Annotated in this window: 10 protein-coding genes; 8 read left to right on the top strand and 2 right to left on the bottom strand. The window is 66.3% G+C overall.

The features are described from left to right. The first annotated feature begins 157 nt into the window (after positions 1 to 157). Positions 158 to 1105: a diacylglycerol/lipid kinase family protein gene (locus U0C82_RS00650; RefSeq protein ID WP_322184860.1), complete on the top strand. Its 948-nt coding sequence runs from the start codon at positions 158 to 160 to the stop codon at positions 1103 to 1105. 308 nt (positions 1106 to 1413) lie between these two features. Here U0C82_RS00650 and U0C82_RS00645 read toward each other — a convergent pair whose 3' ends face one another. After that, the gene (locus U0C82_RS00645; protein WP_322184858.1) at positions 1414 to 10026 is read right to left on the bottom strand and encodes an apolipoprotein A-IV repeat region-like domain-containing protein; all 8613 of its coding nucleotides are present in this window, start codon (positions 10024 to 10026) and stop codon (positions 1414 to 1416) included. A 539-nt stretch (positions 10027 to 10565) separates the two neighbouring features. Between U0C82_RS00645 and U0C82_RS00640 the strand changes: the two genes are divergently transcribed. Both U0C82_RS00640 and U0C82_RS00635 read left to right on the top strand, forming a co-directional pair. Further along, positions 10566 to 10898, top strand: a complete 333-nt coding sequence (locus U0C82_RS00640) for an Hpt domain-containing protein (RefSeq protein WP_322184856.1) — start codon at positions 10566 to 10568, stop codon at positions 10896 to 10898. Between the two features lie 158 nt (positions 10899 to 11056). Continuing rightward, positions 11057 to 11377, top strand: coding sequence for a 2Fe-2S iron-sulfur cluster-binding protein (locus U0C82_RS00635; protein ID WP_322184854.1), 321 nt, complete (start codon positions 11057 to 11059; stop codon positions 11375 to 11377). 24 nt (positions 11378 to 11401) lie between these two features. Here U0C82_RS00635 and U0C82_RS00630 read toward each other — a convergent pair whose 3' ends face one another. After that, positions 11402 to 12094, bottom strand: coding sequence for an HAD family hydrolase (locus U0C82_RS00630; protein WP_322184852.1), 693 nt, complete (start codon positions 12092 to 12094; stop codon positions 11402 to 11404). 234 nt (positions 12095 to 12328) lie between these two features. On the opposite strand from U0C82_RS00630, the gene rpiA reads away from it, so the two are divergent. The 5 genes from rpiA to U0C82_RS00605 all read left to right on the top strand — a co-directional run bounded on the left by rpiA (position 12329) and on the right by U0C82_RS00605 (position 16396). Further along, on the top strand, positions 12329 to 13024 hold the full coding sequence (rpiA, locus tag U0C82_RS00625; protein ID WP_322184850.1) for a ribose-5-phosphate isomerase RpiA: 696 nt from the start codon (positions 12329 to 12331) through the stop codon (positions 13022 to 13024). Positions 13025 to 13125: 101 nt separating this feature from the next. Then, on the top strand, positions 13126 to 13761 hold the full coding sequence (locus U0C82_RS00620; protein WP_322184848.1) for a DUF2059 domain-containing protein: 636 nt from the start codon (positions 13126 to 13128) through the stop codon (positions 13759 to 13761). A 91-nt stretch (positions 13762 to 13852) separates the two neighbouring features. Continuing rightward, entirely contained in the window at positions 13853 to 15247 is a 1395-nt protein-coding gene (gene gor, locus U0C82_RS00615; protein WP_322184846.1) for a glutathione-disulfide reductase, read from the top strand. 1 nt (position 15248) lies between these two features. Further along, on the top strand, positions 15249 to 15896 hold the full coding sequence (locus U0C82_RS00610; protein WP_322184844.1) for a gamma-glutamylcyclotransferase family protein: 648 nt from the start codon (positions 15249 to 15251) through the stop codon (positions 15894 to 15896). Positions 15897 to 15928: 32 nt separating this feature from the next. Next, positions 15929 to 16396: a YtoQ family protein gene (locus tag U0C82_RS00605; RefSeq protein WP_322184842.1), complete on the top strand. Its 468-nt coding sequence runs from the start codon at positions 15929 to 15931 to the stop codon at positions 16394 to 16396. Positions 16397 to 16474: the final 78 nt, after the last annotated feature.

Below are 16474 nucleotides of genomic sequence, written 5' to 3'. Positions count from 1 at the left end.
GGAACACCGTATTGACTTATGTATAGGCGCGACCCGATCGGCATACGCCATCGAGGACGGGTCTTCCATCTGCGCTCGAACGAGACGCATCTCCACGCGCAGCGATTGGCGTCGGGCCGGATCGTCCCGCCGGTCGCTCAACAGGAAAGGCGTGCATATGAAAATTCTGGTGGTTCTGAACCAGGATGGCGGGACGCTGAAAACGACGGATCTCGACTGGCTTTCGGGTCTTCTCAAGGACGAGTTCACGGTTCAGGGCCATGAGATCGAGGTCTCGCGCTGCAAGGGCGAGGCTGTCGTCCAGTCCATCAAGGACGCCGTCGCGCGCGCAGATACGGACGTGCTCGTCGTGGCCGGCGGAGACGGCACCGTATCGGCTGCCGCGGCGACATGCGCGGGAACGCGCACGGCGTTGGGTATCCTGCCGGCCGGTACGATGAACCTCTTCGCCCGCACGCTCCAGGTGCCGCTCGATCTGGAGCCGGCGATCCAGGCGCTGGCCTCCGGAACGCTGACCAAGGTCGATGTCGCGCGCGTCAATGGCGAGGTGTTCGTTCATCAATATGCGGTGGGCCTGCATGCGCGCATGGTACGCATGCGCAAGAAATTCTCCTATGGCTCGCGCATCGGCAAGGTCGTCGCGACCTGGAGAGCCGGCTGGATGGCAATCCGAAGCCATCCGAGCGTCAAGCTCACCATCGACCTCGACGGCGAGAGCCAGACGATCAAATCCGCAGCGGTGGCGTTCTCCAACAATTTCTATGGAAACGGGCACATTCCGTTCGCCGACGACCCGACCGAAGGCGTGCTCGGGGTCTATATCTGCAAGGCCGACACTGTCGGGCGCATGTCGAAACTGATCCTCGACATCCTGATGGGCACGTGGCGTCAAAATCCCCATCTCGTGACGCAGAAAGCCCGGCGCGTGAAGATCGTCTACGAAGGGCGCCATCAGGACAATCGGGCCGTCAAGGACGGTGAGCTCGAACGGCTCGAACGCGAGACCGTGATCGAAATCGAGCCGGGTGCGCTGAACGTGCTTGTGCCGAGCCAGGCGACCTACCTGAAGCGCGTTCCGCGGCCGGGCGAGGTCTTGCCGGCCTGATCGCACACGGCGCCGGCCTTTGCCGCGCCGTTGCCCGGCCGACCCTGTCCTTTCCGCGCGAGAGACGTCGGCGGTGCTCGCCGGGATCGACCATCGGCGGTGCGAACCGCTCTGGCGAACTGAGCATGACCCCCAGTTCGACGCCCGGTCGGGCGCCTCGTCCCTTGCGACCGGGTCCGATCGCGATGCCCGGCGCGCCCGCGTCTCGCCGACAGGACGTGCGAAAACCGGGACCGGTTTGTCGGGCCGCCCATGACCGCAGCCGCTGCGGCCCAGCGTCCGGCGATCCTGCGCGACCCGCCGTCGATCTAGCCGTCGAGCTTGCCCGCAGCATGGGCCAGCATCGTATAGACCTTGCCGCTCTCGGTCGTCAGGTAGGCCGTGGTCAGGTCGATGTCCGGATCCTTGCGCGCAGCCTCGGCGAGCAACTTCTCATAGTCCGCGATATAGCTCTCGACCCCGGCGCGGAACTGCTCCTCCCGCTGATAGCGTCGACGCACGGTATCGAACGTCTGCTGACCGCGGATCGTGTAGAGCCGGCGGTTGAACACGTTCGTCTCGCCGCGCCGATACCGCTCCCAGAGATCGGCCGCCGTACGGGCGTCGATCGCGCGGGCGATCTCGCCGGTGAGGCTGCCGAGCTGTTGACCCTTGTCCGAAGACTGGGGAGCCCCGACGGGCGCGGTTTTGGGCAATGGCTCGTCGTCGCGCGATGCGCGGCGCAGCAGATCGGATACCCAGCCGGGCCCTTGCGGCTCGGACGCCCGATCCTCGCCCATGCGCTCGGCGACGGTCGGCTCCGGCTGCTGCGGCTTTTCAAAAGACGCAGAAGGGGGCGCTGAACGCGCGGGCGGCGCAGCCGGCGTGGCGGGCGCCGGCGGCGGGCCCTGCAGGGGGCCGGACGGCGGGCGGACTTCGAGAGCCGTGCTGCCGCGCAGGTTCGAAGGCGCACTGCCCTGGCCGCGGGACGGCCCTGTCCGCGACGAGGCGGTCTGCTCGGGCGTGGCACGGGCCTGGCTCTGGCCGCCAGTGTCCGATCCGCGCAGGTCTCGGGCGAGATTGCCGTCGGTCAGGAAGGATGCCGCCAGCCGTTCCTCGAAATCCTCGTCGTCGAACTGCGAAGCGGCGCGGGCAGCCGGCGGTGCCGCACGGCGCGGCTCGGGGCTCGCGTCCGGGGCCGGCTGCGCGCTCCGGGGCGCGGTCGACGGACGCTGTGTCGGCCGGCTTTGCGAAGACGCGCTTACCGCGGCATTGCCGGCCGCTATCGCCGCCATCGGTGCGACGTCGAGCGCGCCTCCGGTCCGCTGCACGATTTCGGACAGGTCGCGCAGGGCGCGGAGCTGATCGGACACGGCCCGGCGCATGGTCGCCGTCGATTCGCGGGTTTCCTCGGGGAGTTCGAAGACGCCCTGTTTGATCTCGGAGCGCGCCGCCGCCATTTCGTCGCGGATCGCGGACGCCGTCTGACGGATCTCCTCGGTCGCGCCTTCGAAGCGCTGCGTCGCTTCCTCGATGGCGCTGCGCACGGTCGAGCGGATCGCGTCGGCGGCAGCGCGGGAGCGCTGCTCCGTGCTGTCGATCTGCCGTCCGGCTTCCTCGAGCGTTCCGCCCATGTCGGAGGCAAGGCGCGACGAGATCTCGCGCGAGCGCTCTTCCGTGCGATCGAAGAGGTTCGTCATCAGGTCCTCGAAGGAGCGCAGCGTGCCGCCGATATTCTCGGAGCGGGCGACGAGTGCGCTCGCGAGTTCCTCGAGGCCGGTGCGTCCGCCTTCCAGCGTTTCCTTCAGGCGGCCTTCGCCGGTCTCGATCTGGCGCACGACCTCGCCGAGCGCCGCACTGTGTTCGGCGAAGCGATCGACGACGGAGGCGACTTTCGAAAAGGCCCCCATCGACATCTTGTCGAGCCTGTCGACATTGTCTTCGAGCATGCGGGCGGTGAGGGCGATCTGGTTCGACGCCTGCTCCGCCACGGCGGTGAAGCGCTCGCCGGACTGCTGGAGCGAGGTGTCGATCGCGCCCAGATTGGTGGCGCTTTCTTCGACGAGCCCGCGAAGGTCGCCCGACGTCTGGCCAAGGCGGCCGAGCAGCGCGCCGATCTCTCCCGACAGGCGCTCGCGCAGGTCGGAGACGTCGGCCGCGGCGTCGCGGGCCCGTTCGTCGAACGCCGCCATGACGCTTTCCGACGCCTGGTTGAGCGCCATGATCGTTTCCTCGGCCCGGCTCGAAAGCTGGCTGACGAGCGGCTGGGCGTCTTCCTGAAGAAGCCGGACGAGCTCGGTGCGCTGGGCGGTCATGACATTGGTCAGCTCGTGGGTGCGGCCCTCGAGCTCTTCGCCGAGGAGACGGGCCCGGTCGGTGATGCCGCGTTCGCTCGCGCCAAGACGCTCCGTCAGCTCCGTGTCGAGAATGCGGGCGATTTCGCCGGAGCTTGCCGACAACATGGCGGCCATGTCACGGGTACGCGCTTCCAGATCCTGCGACAGGATACGGGCGCGCGCGGCGATCTGGCGCTCGCTCTCGCCCATCTTGTTCGACAGCTCCTCGCCGACGGAACTGGCCGCTTCGATAAGCTGCAGACGCGCCTGTTCGGTCTGATTGCGGATCGTTTCCGAAATCGTCGCGAACTGGCCGGACATGTCCGCGCTGCGGGACAGGAGCTCCGCGCGGGCCTGTTCGGCGTCGTGAACGAACGACTGCGACAAGCTCACCACGTCGCCGCGCAGTTCGCCGGCGATGGTCGTCGCCTCGAGGCGCAGGGAGGCGGAAGCATTGGCGATCTCCGTGCGCACGGTTTCCGTGGCCTGGCGAAGCCCGTCGCCGAGCGCGCTCGACTGGAGAAGCTCCTCAAGTTGCACCGAGACGATGGAAAGCTCTTCGGAGAAGCGCTGCGCGCGGTCTTCCAAGCTCTTGGCCGCATTGTCGGTTTCGGCACGCAGCTTCGAGGATGCACCGGAAATCCGCTGAGCCAATTCGTCCGTATTGTCTCGCAGGAGGGCCTGGCTCGTTTCGGCCTGGCTGCGCATGAGGTTCGCCGCGTTCGCGATTTCCGCGGCGATGGCTTCGGCCTGCGCCCGCAGCACGTCTCGGCTTTCGCTGGAGGTATCGGCCACGCGACTTTCCACCGAGCGCATCAATTCCTCGAAGCGCCTGGTGTTCTGTTCGAACTCCCCTGCGACCTGCATCGAAACGTTCGAAAGAGCGTCCGCGAGCGCCATGCGCTGGGCCGCCAGGCCTTCCTGAACGCCCGCGACTTCCCGGTTCAGCTCGCCCGCAAGTCCCGCGACGGTGCGCGACAGTTCCGTGGCTTCGGCCGAGAAACGAATGCGCGATTCGGACGACAGGGTCTGAAGGGCGGTGGTCGCGCCTGAGATGTTCTCGGCGATCCGGTTGCCTTCGTCGGTGAGCGAGCTCTGGGCCTCGTTCGCCCTTGCGGCAAGATCGGCGGCCAGCGATGCGAGGCGCTCGGAGAGACGGTTCGCCTCGTCCTCGATCTGGCGGCGCGCGGCATCGCCGGATGCGGCGAACAGGGTTTCGATGCCGGAAAGGTTTTCGGCCATCCGGCTCGTTTCTCCCTGCAGGCCCTCGCGAGCCTCCGCCACCTGCGTCTGCATGGTCTGCATGGCCTCTGCGATGGTCTCGCGGATCGTGTCCGCGATCGCGCCGGCCCGGGCGTTCAACGTCCGCTCGACATTACCGAGCCCGCGCTCCAGCGCCGTCGAGATGGCGGCCGTGCGGTCGTCGAGCGCCTGGCTCAACGAGGTCGAGCCGAGATCGAGAGCCGACACCAGTTCGCCGCGGCGCTCTTCCAGCGCCGTCGAGACGTTCGCGACGCTCTCGTCGATCGCGCGGCGAACCTCGTCGCTGCGATCGCCGAGGGTCGCTGCGGCGGCGCGCGAGGCTTCTTCGAGGGTGGATGTCAAGCTGTCGCGGCGCTCGTCGAGGATGGTCGAGAGCTTCAGGTCGGCCGCAAGCAGAGATTCGGAAATCTCGTTGACGCGCTCCTCGATCGTGCGTGCGATCGCCGCGCGCCCGCCGGACAGTTCGCTGGCAATGGCATCGCGGCGCTCGTCGAGGCCGTGGAGGATCGAGGTTTCGGACGCCGAGACAAGGGCGGCGAGTGCGCCGAGCCGCTCGTCGAGACCGTCCACCAGAAGACGCTGCGCCTCGCCGATGATGGAACGCAGGCTTTCGGCGCGGACCTGAAGTCCTTCCTCGGCCAGCTGGACCCGTCCGGCCACCTGATCGGCGAGCGTGCGAGCACGGTTGTCGAGATCGTCGACGAGCCGGGTTTCGGCCGACTGGGCGACTTCCCGGATGCGATCGGTCCGCTCGTCGAGACCTGTGATGATCATCGACAGCGCCTGCTCGATCTTCTCCATCTGGCCGTTGGTGCTCTGGCCGATGCGCACGGAGAAGGCGCTGGAGCGTTCGTCGAGTTCGTCGCGGAACAGCTCCGTCTGCCTGTCGATGCTCTCGCGGATCGCATTGCGGGCGCCTTCCATGGCCGCCGCCAGAGCATCCACCTTATGGGAAACGTCGGCCGCGATCTCGCTGGCGAGCGTATCGAAGCCGCCGCGCATCGAACCGATCCGCTCGTCGAGGGCGGACAACATGCGCTCGCGCACTTCCTCGGTGATCGAGGAGAGGATCGCGGTGCGGTCGTCGAGATCGCCGCGAAGCGCGTTCGAGCGTTCGTCGAAGGTCGAGATCAGGCTGTTGCCCTGGTCTTCCAGCGACTGGTTCAGGCGCATCGAGCTATCGGACAGGAGGCCGGCGATCTGTTCGATGCGGCCGTCGAGATTGTCGGTGAGCGAGTTTCGTGTGCGGTCCACCAGAGCTTCGATCGCGCGCCCGCGCTCGTCCAGGAACCGGGCGAGGTCTTCCTGCTTTTCGTCGATGCCGCGTGCCATGACGCCGTCCGCCATGCCGATCAGCGCCTCGACGCGCAGGACGGTCTCTTCGAGAGCCGTCTTCATCTGGCCGGACTGACCTTCGATGCCGGACAGGAGCGTCTGGGCATTGAGGGCAAGGCTCGCCTCGAGATCGGCGCCGCGATCGCCGAGGATCTGCTCGAGTTGGTTCTGGCGATTCTGCAGCAGCTTCTCCAGATTGCCCACGGCCGAGGCGAGGGCTTCGCCGATCATCGCGCTGCGCTGTTGCAGCGCCTCTATCTTCGAACCGGTGGACGTGTCGATCGCGTGCAGCTTCTCGTCGAGCGTATCGCCGAGCGCCTGGCGGCGGCGGTCGAGCATGTCCGACAGGGATTCCAGCCGTTCGTCGAGGAGCGAGCGCACTTCCTCGGCCTTCGCGTCGAAGGCGTGCCGGCGGTCGTCGAACAGACCGGCCATCTGGCCGGACCGCGCCTCCATCAGCGATCCGAGCTCGCCGAGCCGGTCGTCGAGATAGGCGCGAACGGCATCGGCGCGGCGATCGAACTCGCCCTGCTTGGCTTCGAAGGCACTGTTGATGGCGCCGGAACTGTCGGCGAGAAGGGTGTTCAGACCCTCGAGGCGTCGATCGAGGACGTCGCGGAGTTCGCCGGCGACCGCATCGAAGATGCCACGTCTCTCGTCGATCGAGCTCGCGATCGCGCCCGAGCGCTCGTCGAGCATCGCGGCAAGCCCCGCCAGCCGCTCGTCGATGGTGATCCGAACGATGTCGGCCGATTCGATGAAGGCGTTGCGGCGATCGTCGAGGACGCCGGCCATCTGGCCGCCGCGCGAATCCAGCAACGATCCGAGTTCGACGAGGCGTTCGTCGAGATCGTTCGCGACGGTTCGGGCTTTCGTCTCGAAGGCGGACTGGCGACCCTCGAACGCATTCGAGATCGCGCCGGCACGCGCGTCGAGCATGGCGGAGAGGCTTTCCAGACGCGCGTCCAAGACGGCGCGGACCTGATCGGCCTGCTGTTCGAATTCGCGCTGGCGTTCGTCGAAGGAGCCCGTGATCAGGCCCGAACTTGCCGCGAGCAGACCGCCGAGGTTTCCAAGCTGCTCTTCGAGGACGGAACGGAGCGATTCGGCCTGGTTCTCGAAGGTCGACTGGCGGTCGCCGAACGTTCTGTCGAAACGGGCGTAGCGCTCGTCGAGCGCATCGTTGAACGTGCCGATCCGGTTGTCGAGAAGGCTGCCGATCTCCTGCGCCTTCCCGTCGAAGCGCGACTGCTGGGCGTCGAACGCCTCCCCGAGATCGAGGATGCGCTGGGAGATCAGGCTGGACACCTGGGCGTTGCGCTCGTCGAACAGGGCGCGGGCCTGGGCCAGAACGTCCTCGCCGCGCTCGGAGAAGTTCCGGTTTCCGGCCTCGAACGCGGCGACGATCCCGCCGGAGCCGGCGTCGAGCAGAGAATTGAGGCCCGACAGACGTTCGTCGAGAAGTGCGCGAAGTTCGAAGGACCGCTGGTCCATGACCTGTTCGCTCGACCGCATGACATCGTCCGTGCGCGTGACTATCATCTGGTGCCCGGCTTCGAACGCGCCGACGATCTCCTGCGCGCGCTCCGCCAGCGCCTGCGCGAATTCACGCGAACGCTTCTCGAGGGAATCCGAGATCCGCTGCGCTGCATCGGCGATGATGTTGGCGCGTGCGTCGAGCGCGTCCACCAGTCCGCCGCCCCGTTCGGAAAGCGTGCGGTCGATCGCCTCGAGGCGCGCGTCGAGATCGCCGATCGTGCGGGCATTGGTGTCGGACAGCATGAGCGCGGCGCGCGTTGTGCGTTCCGTCAGGCTTTCCTCGATGGTCGCCAGGAAGCGTTCCGACTGGGTGTCCAGCTCGGTGCGGCGGCTGTCGATGCTCCGTGTGAGCTTGCCGATATAGTCGGCGTCGCGCTCGCCGATCTCGCGCAGGCGCTCGTTGAAGGCGCCGTCGAGCTGGGCGAGGAAATTCTGCGCTTCGCCGGCAAGGCCCTGCAGGCGCTGGTCGAAGACGGATGCCAGGTCGGACAGGAAGCGACCGCTTTCGTCGGTCAGCGCCGATCCGCGGGCCTCGAAGAGGCCGGTCATGGATTCGCCCGTCGCCATCAGTTGGCGATCGAACTCGCGCGCCTGATGCTCGAGGCGGTCGACGAGGGCCGTCGACTTCTCGTCGAATTCGCTCGTGCGCGAGGACAGGCGACCGTCGATGTCGATGATCAGCCCGCGCGTCTTGCCGTCGAGTTCCTCGCTGCGATGCTCGATGACCCGGTCGAGATCGCCGAGGAAGCCGCCGCTCTTTTCGGCCAGCTCGCGCAGCCGGTTCTCGAACGCGGCCTCGAGGCCCGACAGGAAATTGCGGGTTTCCGACGACATGGCGACGGACCGCTCGTCGAGAGCCGATGTCAGGTCGGTGAGGAACTGCTGGTTCTCTCCCGTGAGATTGGAGGCGCGACTGGCGAGCAGTCCGCTGATCGCTTCGCCGGAGGCGACGAGGCGCTGTTCCATTTCCTGGCCGATCGCCGTCAGCCGGGTCGCCAGTTCGTCGGTGCTGGCGGTCAGGGATTGGGCCCGGCTTTCGAGCAGGGCACCGATCCGCGCCTCGGACGTCTGGATGCGGTTCTCGATATCCTCGCCGATCGTGGACAGTCGCTCCATCAATCGGTCCGAGCGCTCGCTCATGGCCGAAAGGCGCGAATCGAGCTCGCCCGACACGCTCTCGCCCGTCAGGCGCAGGGTTTCGGTCGCCTGCTCGCCGCTCTGGGTGATGCGCTGGATCAGGTCTTCGCTGTTGGCGGTAAGGCGGTTGCTGATCTCGCTCGACCGGTCGTCGAAGAGGTTCGCCATCGTGTCGGAGCGCTGCGTGAAATCCTCGGCGAGCGCGCGCGAGCGGTCCTCGAAGAGGGCGGTGAACCGGGCCGACGCTTCCTCGATCCGCTGGAGGATCTGGCCGGAGGCCTGGTCGACGTCCGTGACGAGCTGTTCGTGCGAGCCGACCACGGACGAGCGCATGCGCTCTGCATGGGAGAGCATCTGCTCGCGTTCCGATCCGAGATCCTGCACGAGCGTGCGGATCTTCGCCTCGTTGTCGGCATAGGCGCGCTCGAGCGCGGAGACCTCGCCATGAACGACGTTCTCCAGTTCCATCGTCCGCGACAGGGCGCGCTCGACGCTTTCGCCCAGAGACGACACTTCGCGGCGGACCGCCTGGCCGACGCTCGCCACGCGCTCGCTGGCGACCGTCTCCGGTTCGATGAGCTTGAACGTGACCTCGGCCAGGGACCGGCTCATCAGCTGGAGATCGCCGGAGCGGCGCACGAGAACGGCGAACGCGAAGACCAGGAGGACGGGAATGATGCCGGCGGCGGCAAGAAGCGTCAGCAGCGTCGTCTGTTCGGGATCGGACAGGGCCCGATCGAGCGGAAACAGCCGGTCGCCGAAAAGCTGATAGGCGGCAAGACAGGTCAACCCGACCCACAGGGCCGAGACGCCGGTGGCGACCCAGAGGGGCGCCTGCGAGGCGCGCCGGGACAGGAGCGCGTCGGCCATGATGGCGGATCGGCGTTCTTCGTCGTTCGCTGCCCGGTGGGGATGCGAGGGCCCGGACTCCTCGGCGCTCGCCGCCGATGACGGAGCAAAGCCCCTGGCATGGGAATCCTGGTTGGCCGCCTGCGAGATCGGCGCGCTCGGCGCTTCAGGCGGAACCGGCGTTGCCGAGGGTGCGGCGGCTGCCGGCGTCAGCGCGATCGGCACCTCGTCCGGCGACGGATAGTCATCCCAGGAGGGCGCCATGTTCTCTGCGCGCAATTCGTTCGCCGTCTCGCCGAGCTGGCGTTCGAAATCCTCGATCGAGAAGTCGACCTCGGTCGTCTCCGGATTCTGCGGCGTTTCCATATGGGCGCTCGCGTCGCCGGTCTCTTCGGACCAGGCATTGAGATCCGCTTCCAAAACGGCCTCGAGCTCACTCACGGCTTCGTCGGAGAGAGGATCGTAGGCTTTGGACTTCGCCATCGTCGTTACGCCTTCATACTCGTTACTCAATTTTCGCGATCGACCTCGTTTGCGAACGTCCGTTCGCACCCATCGAACCCCGAATCTTGCGGAGACACCTCCACCCAGACGACCCCGGCATCGGGTTGCGGGAGCCCGGCGCCATGGTAACCCCTATCGTACCGGCCCCAAAACCGGAAAGAAACTGTTAAACCGCGATGTTCCAACAAGTTTAAGAAGAAGGTTAACCTGTTCGCAGGCACACTTCGAACTCTAGCCCATCCAGGCCTTCCACGCGATCGGCCGGCCGGCCTGGACGCTGGTTCTCCCCGGCGCGTCGATCGTGTCGCGCTCGCCCGGCGCGGCAGCCGGCGTCGCTCCGTTAACGCTTTGGTGATCCGAAGGGCGCACGCTCGAACATCCGGAGCTGACCGATTCCGCCCGCTCACATGCTCCGTCTCAGGCGTCGCGGGGCGGCGAGGGGATCGGTTTCCAAGCCGTTGCGATAAGGGTCGGTCATGTCCGCTGCGTCCAATCAGAAATACCCCGAGGGTCCGTCGATGCCCGTCACCGAACGCCGCCCGTCTTCGTCGAGCCCGATCGATCTCGTCCATCTGGCGACGCAGACATGCGGCGATCGCGCGCTGGAGCGCAACGTCCTTGCCATGCTCGCACGGCAGATCCGCCTCGCCGAAACGCAGTTGCGCCTTCTGCCGTCGCGTGACCGGGCCATTCTGGCGCACGGCCTCAAGGGTACCGCCCGCAATGTGGGGGCTTTCGCGCTCGCCGATGCGGCGGCACGTCTCGAGGACGGGCCCTCGAACGAGCTGGCGCTGACGAAGCTGATCGATCACATGACGGCGACGCGGAAATTCGCCTCGGAGCTCTGCTGAGGCGCCCGGCCGCTGCGAAAACACCGCCGCGCGCCGATGTTCGCCGGGCTCTGGCGCGCGGTTGACAGGCGCCCGCGCCTTGTCGATAGCTCCGCGGAAGCGGGCGAACCGAATACCGGTCGCTGCCGCGGGGACAAACGGACCGGGAAGCGGATATCATGCCCAAGGTGATCTATGTCACGCCGACAGGCGATCGCATGGAAGTCGACGCGAGAAGCGGAACCACCGTGATGGAAAACGCGGTGCGCCAGGACGTGCCGGGTATCGAGGCGGAATGCGGAGGTGCCTGCGCCTGTGCCACCTGCCACGTCTATGTCGACGAAGCCTGGGCCGACAAGCTCCCGCAGCCGGAGCCGATGGAAGAGGACATGCTCGACTTCGCGTTCGACCAGCGGCCCAATTCGCGCCTGTCCTGCCAGATCATCGTGCGCGACGGGCTCGACGGGCTGACCGTCACGGTTCCCGAAAAGCAGGCCTGAGCGCCTTCTCCGCGCCGGCCATGCTCACCGCCCGGCCGGCGACGGCTCGGGTTCGAGAAGGGCGTCGGCGAGCGTCGGCGTCAGCTGATCGTAGTCGGTGAGCACGGCGGCGACCTGTTTGCGCCCGGCCTCGATCTCGGCATGGCCGAAATCCATCAGAATGCAGGGAACGCAAAGGGCGCGCGCCGCCGCGACGTCCGTCATGGTGTCGCCGATCATCACCACCCGGTCGCGCGGCACCCTTGCCCGGTCGATGGTTCCGCCGAGATGGGCGGGGTCCGGTTTCATGCCGGCAAACGTGTCCTGTCCGCAGATCGCGACGAAGCGATCGGACAGATCCAGCGCGTCGAGCAGCTTGACGGCGAGGCTCTCGCGCTTGTTGGTGCAGACGGCCAGCGACCATCCCGAACGAGACAGGCGATCCATCGCGGCCACGACACCGGGGAACGGCCGCGACAGGTCCGCGATGTTGGCTTCGTAGTGGGAAAGAAACCGTTCCAGATGCTCATCGGCCAGGGCGTCCGGAAGATCGCGGCCGTGGTGCCCGTAGGCGAAGCCGAGCATCTTGCGGGCGCCGTGGCCGGCATGGGGTCGCGCAAGATCGACGGGCAGGGGCGCGAGCCTGTCGGCCGCAAGACACATGTTCAGGCTGGCTGTCAGATCGGGTGCGGTGTCGACCAGAGTGCCGTCGAGATCGAAAACCGCAAGCTTCGTCATCCGTCTGCATATCCGTTTTGGTTTACATGTCGTCGTTCGTATTCGCGCAGTCCCGGCGGCCGGGCTGCCGGATGCGCGACAGTCGCATATGGGGCAAGTTTGAAACCGCGCACCTGTCGACAAGAGCGAGATCAGACTTATCTCAACGCCTGGACGCCGCAAAGCGGCATGGACGTGCGAACCGGACCGTCACCATATGGCCGGACGGCACGGAACCGTCAGAGGAGACGATCGATGTCGGACGCTACGTCCTTGAAGAGGAAAGCTGCGGAAGCGGCATTCGCCGAACTCGAAGAGGGCATGAATATCGGCATCGGGACCGGGTCCACGGCCGAGGCGTTCGTCAGGGTTCTGTCCGAACATGTCGCAGCCGGTTTCGCGATCACGGGCGTTGCGACGTCCGAGCGCACCGAGGCGCTCTGCAGGGAACTCGGGGTGTCGACGAAGACGCTCGACGAACTGCCGATCCTCGACGTCACCGTCGACGGCGCCGACGAGGTCGATCACGACCTGCGGCTGATCAAGGGCGGCGGCGGCGCGCTGCTGCGGGAGAAGATCGTCGCCTTCTCTTCCGCCAGGATGATCGTCATCGCCGACAGTTCGAAGAAGGTCCAGACGCTCGGTGCCTTCCCGCTGCCGATCGAGGTCAACGGTTTCGGGCTGACGTCGACGTTCATGGCGATCCGCCGCCTGACCGAGACCCTCGGCCTCGAAGGCGAGATCGTGCTGCGCAAATCCGGGGACAAACCTTTCATCACCGATGGCGGGCATCTGATTCTCGACGCATCTTTTGGCCGCATTCCGGACCCAGAAGCCCTCAGCGCAGCGCTTGCGACGATCCCGGGGATCGTCGAACACGGCCTGTTCCTCAACCTGGCCAGCATGGCAATTCTGGCCGGCCCGGATGGTATCGAGATGTTGAACGCTTGACGCGGACCTCCTTATCGCCGACCTCGACATGACATGGTTTCAACGGCGGGACGCGCGCGGAACGGTTGCGGGCGCCCGACCAACGGAAGGAGATTGATCTCTTGCGCAAGACGAATTTTGTTTCGACGTTCGGCGCCCTCGCCGTGAGCGGCATGGTGCTTCTCGCCGCCCCGGCGCTCGGGCAGGACACCGGCGCCGCCCCTGCCGCGCCGGCCGCCGATTCCACTGCCGCAGCGCCTGCGGCCGAGCCGGTTTCCGAAAGCCATTTGAGTGCCGCGAGGCGGGCGATCGAGGCGATCGGCGCGACGGAAGAGTTCGACACCATCCTCTTGACCGCGGCGACCCAGACCAAGGCGGAGTTCATTCCCAACAATCCCGACCTCCAGACCGAAATCTCGAACATGGTCGACGACAAGGCGATCGCCCTTGCGCCGCGCCGTGCGGCGCTCGAAACGGAAGTCGCACGGGTTTATGCGGGCCTGTTCTCGGAGGCGGAGCTCAACGAGATCGCCGACTTCTACAGCACCGAGGCCGGGAAGAAGCTTCTGACCGAAGGGCCGAAGGCGGCCCGTGAATCGCTCGGGGCGGCCAATGTCTGGACGAACGGCATCCTGCGCGATCTGCGCCAGGCCTCGCTCGAAGGCATGAACGAGATCTATCAGGCCAACGCTCCGGCCGCCGAGGACGGCGCCGCGCCGGCCGCGCCCGCCGAAGACACCGGCGCGACCCCCCAATAGGCGCGTCCATCACCGAATACCCGAGACGCAACACGAATGCCGTCCGACCGGAGGTTGGCCGCATGCCGATGAAAGCAGGACGACGCGCACGATGACGACCCATGACTATGACCTTTTCGTTATCGGAGGCGGTTCGGGCGGCGTTCGCGCGGCACGGCGGGCGGCACAAGCCGGCAAGCGCGTGGCGATCGCGGAAGAGTATCGGTACGGCGGAACATGCGTCATTCGCGGCTGCGTGCCGAAGAAGCTGATGGTCTATGCCTCGCAGTTCTCGGCGCATTTCGAGGATGCGGCGGGCTTCGGATGGAATGTCGGCTCGCGCGATTTCAGCTGGGAAACGCTCGTCGCCAATATCGACGGCGAGCTCGACCGGTTGGAGGGCCTTTATCGCTCCAATCTGGAAAGATCCGGCGTCCAGACCTTGATGAGCCGCGCGGTTCTGGAAGGTCCGAACCGGATCAGGCTCACCGATACCGACACGGTTGTGAGCGCCGACAAGATCCTGATCGCGGTCGGCGGACGGCCCAATCCGCATACCGACCTGCCGGGAGCGGAACACTGCCTGACGTCGAACGAGCTGTTCCACCTGAAGAAGCAGCCGGAAAGGCTCGTGATCCTCGGCGGCGGCTACATCGCCGTGGAGTTCGCCAACATCTTCCTCGGGCTTGGAACCGACGTCACGCTCGTCTACCGGGGACAGGAGATCCTGCAGGGCTTCGACGACGACATCCGCACCGGCCTGCATCGGCAGATGAGCAACAAGGGCATGTCCGTCCGGTGCCGGCAGACCTTTTCCGAGGTGCGCCGCAAGCCCGACGGGGGGTTCGAAGCCGTTCTGGACAATGGCGAGGTTCTCGATGCGGACGAGGTGCTGCTCGCGATCGGGCGCAAGGCGAACACTGAAAATCTCGGCTGCGAGGCCGCCGGCGTCGAACTCGACGAGCGCGGCGGCATCAAGGTGGACGATTATTCGCGCACGACTGTCGAGAACATCTACGCGGTCGGCGACGTCACCAACCGGGTCCAGCTGACGCCGGTCGCGATCCACGAGGCGATGTGCTTCGTCGAGACGGTGTACCGGAACAATCCGACCAGGCCAGACTACGACACGATCCCGACCGCCGTGTTCTCACAGCCCGAGATCGGGACCGTGGGGCTCACCGAGACCGAGGCGGCCAGGACGTTCCAAGACGTCGCGATCTTCAAGACCGACTTCAAGCCGATGGTCAACACGCTGTCGGGCCGCGACGAGCGCATGATGATGAAGCTCGTCGTCGATCGGGCGAGCGATCGCGTGGTCGGCGTCCATGTGCTCGGTCCCCACGCCGGCGAACTGGCGCAGGTCCTCGGCATTGCGGTGAAGGCGCGCCTGACGAAGAGCCAGTTCGATGCGACGATGGCGTTGCATCCGAGCGCCGCGGAAGAACTGGTGACGATGTACGAGCCGAGCTACCTTCTCAGGAAGGGCGAAAGGGTGGAAGGCTGACATGGCACCCAAGCCCCCCATCCATCCCGATTCGCCGGAGTTGGCGCGGCTCGCCGAAGAAGGACGCGTGGTCGCCTATTTCGGATATGGTTCCCTGGTCAACCCGCGCACCTTGCGCACGAAGTTCCTCGCCATTCGCCGGGCCGAGGCCAAGGGCTGGCAGCGCTTCTGGCAGCCGCGCGATCCGGCGGCCGAAATGGCGCTGCTGTCGGTCCATCCGCATGCGGCCGAATCCATCCACGGCGTCGTCGTCTACGATCTGGCCGACCATCTTCCGAGCGTCGACGAGCGCGAGGCCGGCTACAACCGGCAGGTCATCGATCCCGATGCGCTGACCATCGAGGACGCGCCGCTTCCGGGCGTTCCCGTCTATATCTACGAGGCGTCGCCCGGCGCGAGCGATGCGGCGGAGATGGGGTCGGCGATCCTGCAGAGCTATCTCGATGCGGTGATGCAGGGCTTCCGCGATCTCTACGGCGACGATGGGCTGAAGCGCTTCGTCGAGCGCACCGAAGGCTTCGAGACCCGGCTGCTGCGCGATCGATCGGCTCCGCGCTACCCGCGTTCGGTGCCGCTTGAGGCGGGCGAGGCGGAACTGTTCGACAGTCTCGTCGATGCGCGCGGTGCGCATGCGATCGAACTGAGTTGAACCGAACGACACGAGTTGGAAGGCATATGGCGATGGCCGATAAAATCTGGCGGGTTTATCTGTCCGGCGAGATCCATACGGACTGGCGCACGGAGATCGCCAGGGGCATCGAAGCCGCCGGGCTTCCGGTGGTCCTGTCCGCTCCGGTCACCCATCACGCGGCCTCCGACGATTGCGGCGTCGCCATTCTGGGGCCGGAAGCCGACAAGGCGTGGCACGACCGCAAGGGTGCCCTGATGAATTCGATCCGCACGAAGACGCTCATCGAGAACGCCGATATCGTGGTCGTGCGCTTTGGTGAAGAGTACAAGCAGTGGAACGCGGCTTTCGATGCCGGCATGGCGGCAGCGCTCGGCAAGAACCTCATCGTGATGCACCGGCCCGAACATGCGCACGCCCTCAAGGAAGTCTGCGCCGCCTCGAGTGCCGTCGTGGAGCGTCCCGAACAGGTGGTCGAGATCCTGGCATACGTGATCAGGGGCGAACTTTCGGGCTACTGACGCGCGGTGGATGCTTCCCCTCCGGCTCCCGCCAAAGCCTCGCAAACCGTAAGGCACACCCCCACATTCGGGATGGCG

Source organism: Fulvimarina uroteuthidis, from assembly GCF_034321785.1.
In the GTDB taxonomy this organism is placed as follows: Bacteria; Pseudomonadota; Alphaproteobacteria; order Rhizobiales; family Rhizobiaceae; genus Fulvimarina; species Fulvimarina uroteuthidis.
The sequence above is the reverse complement of the archived record's forward strand: the minus strand, read 5'-3'. Positions and strand labels throughout refer to the sequence as shown.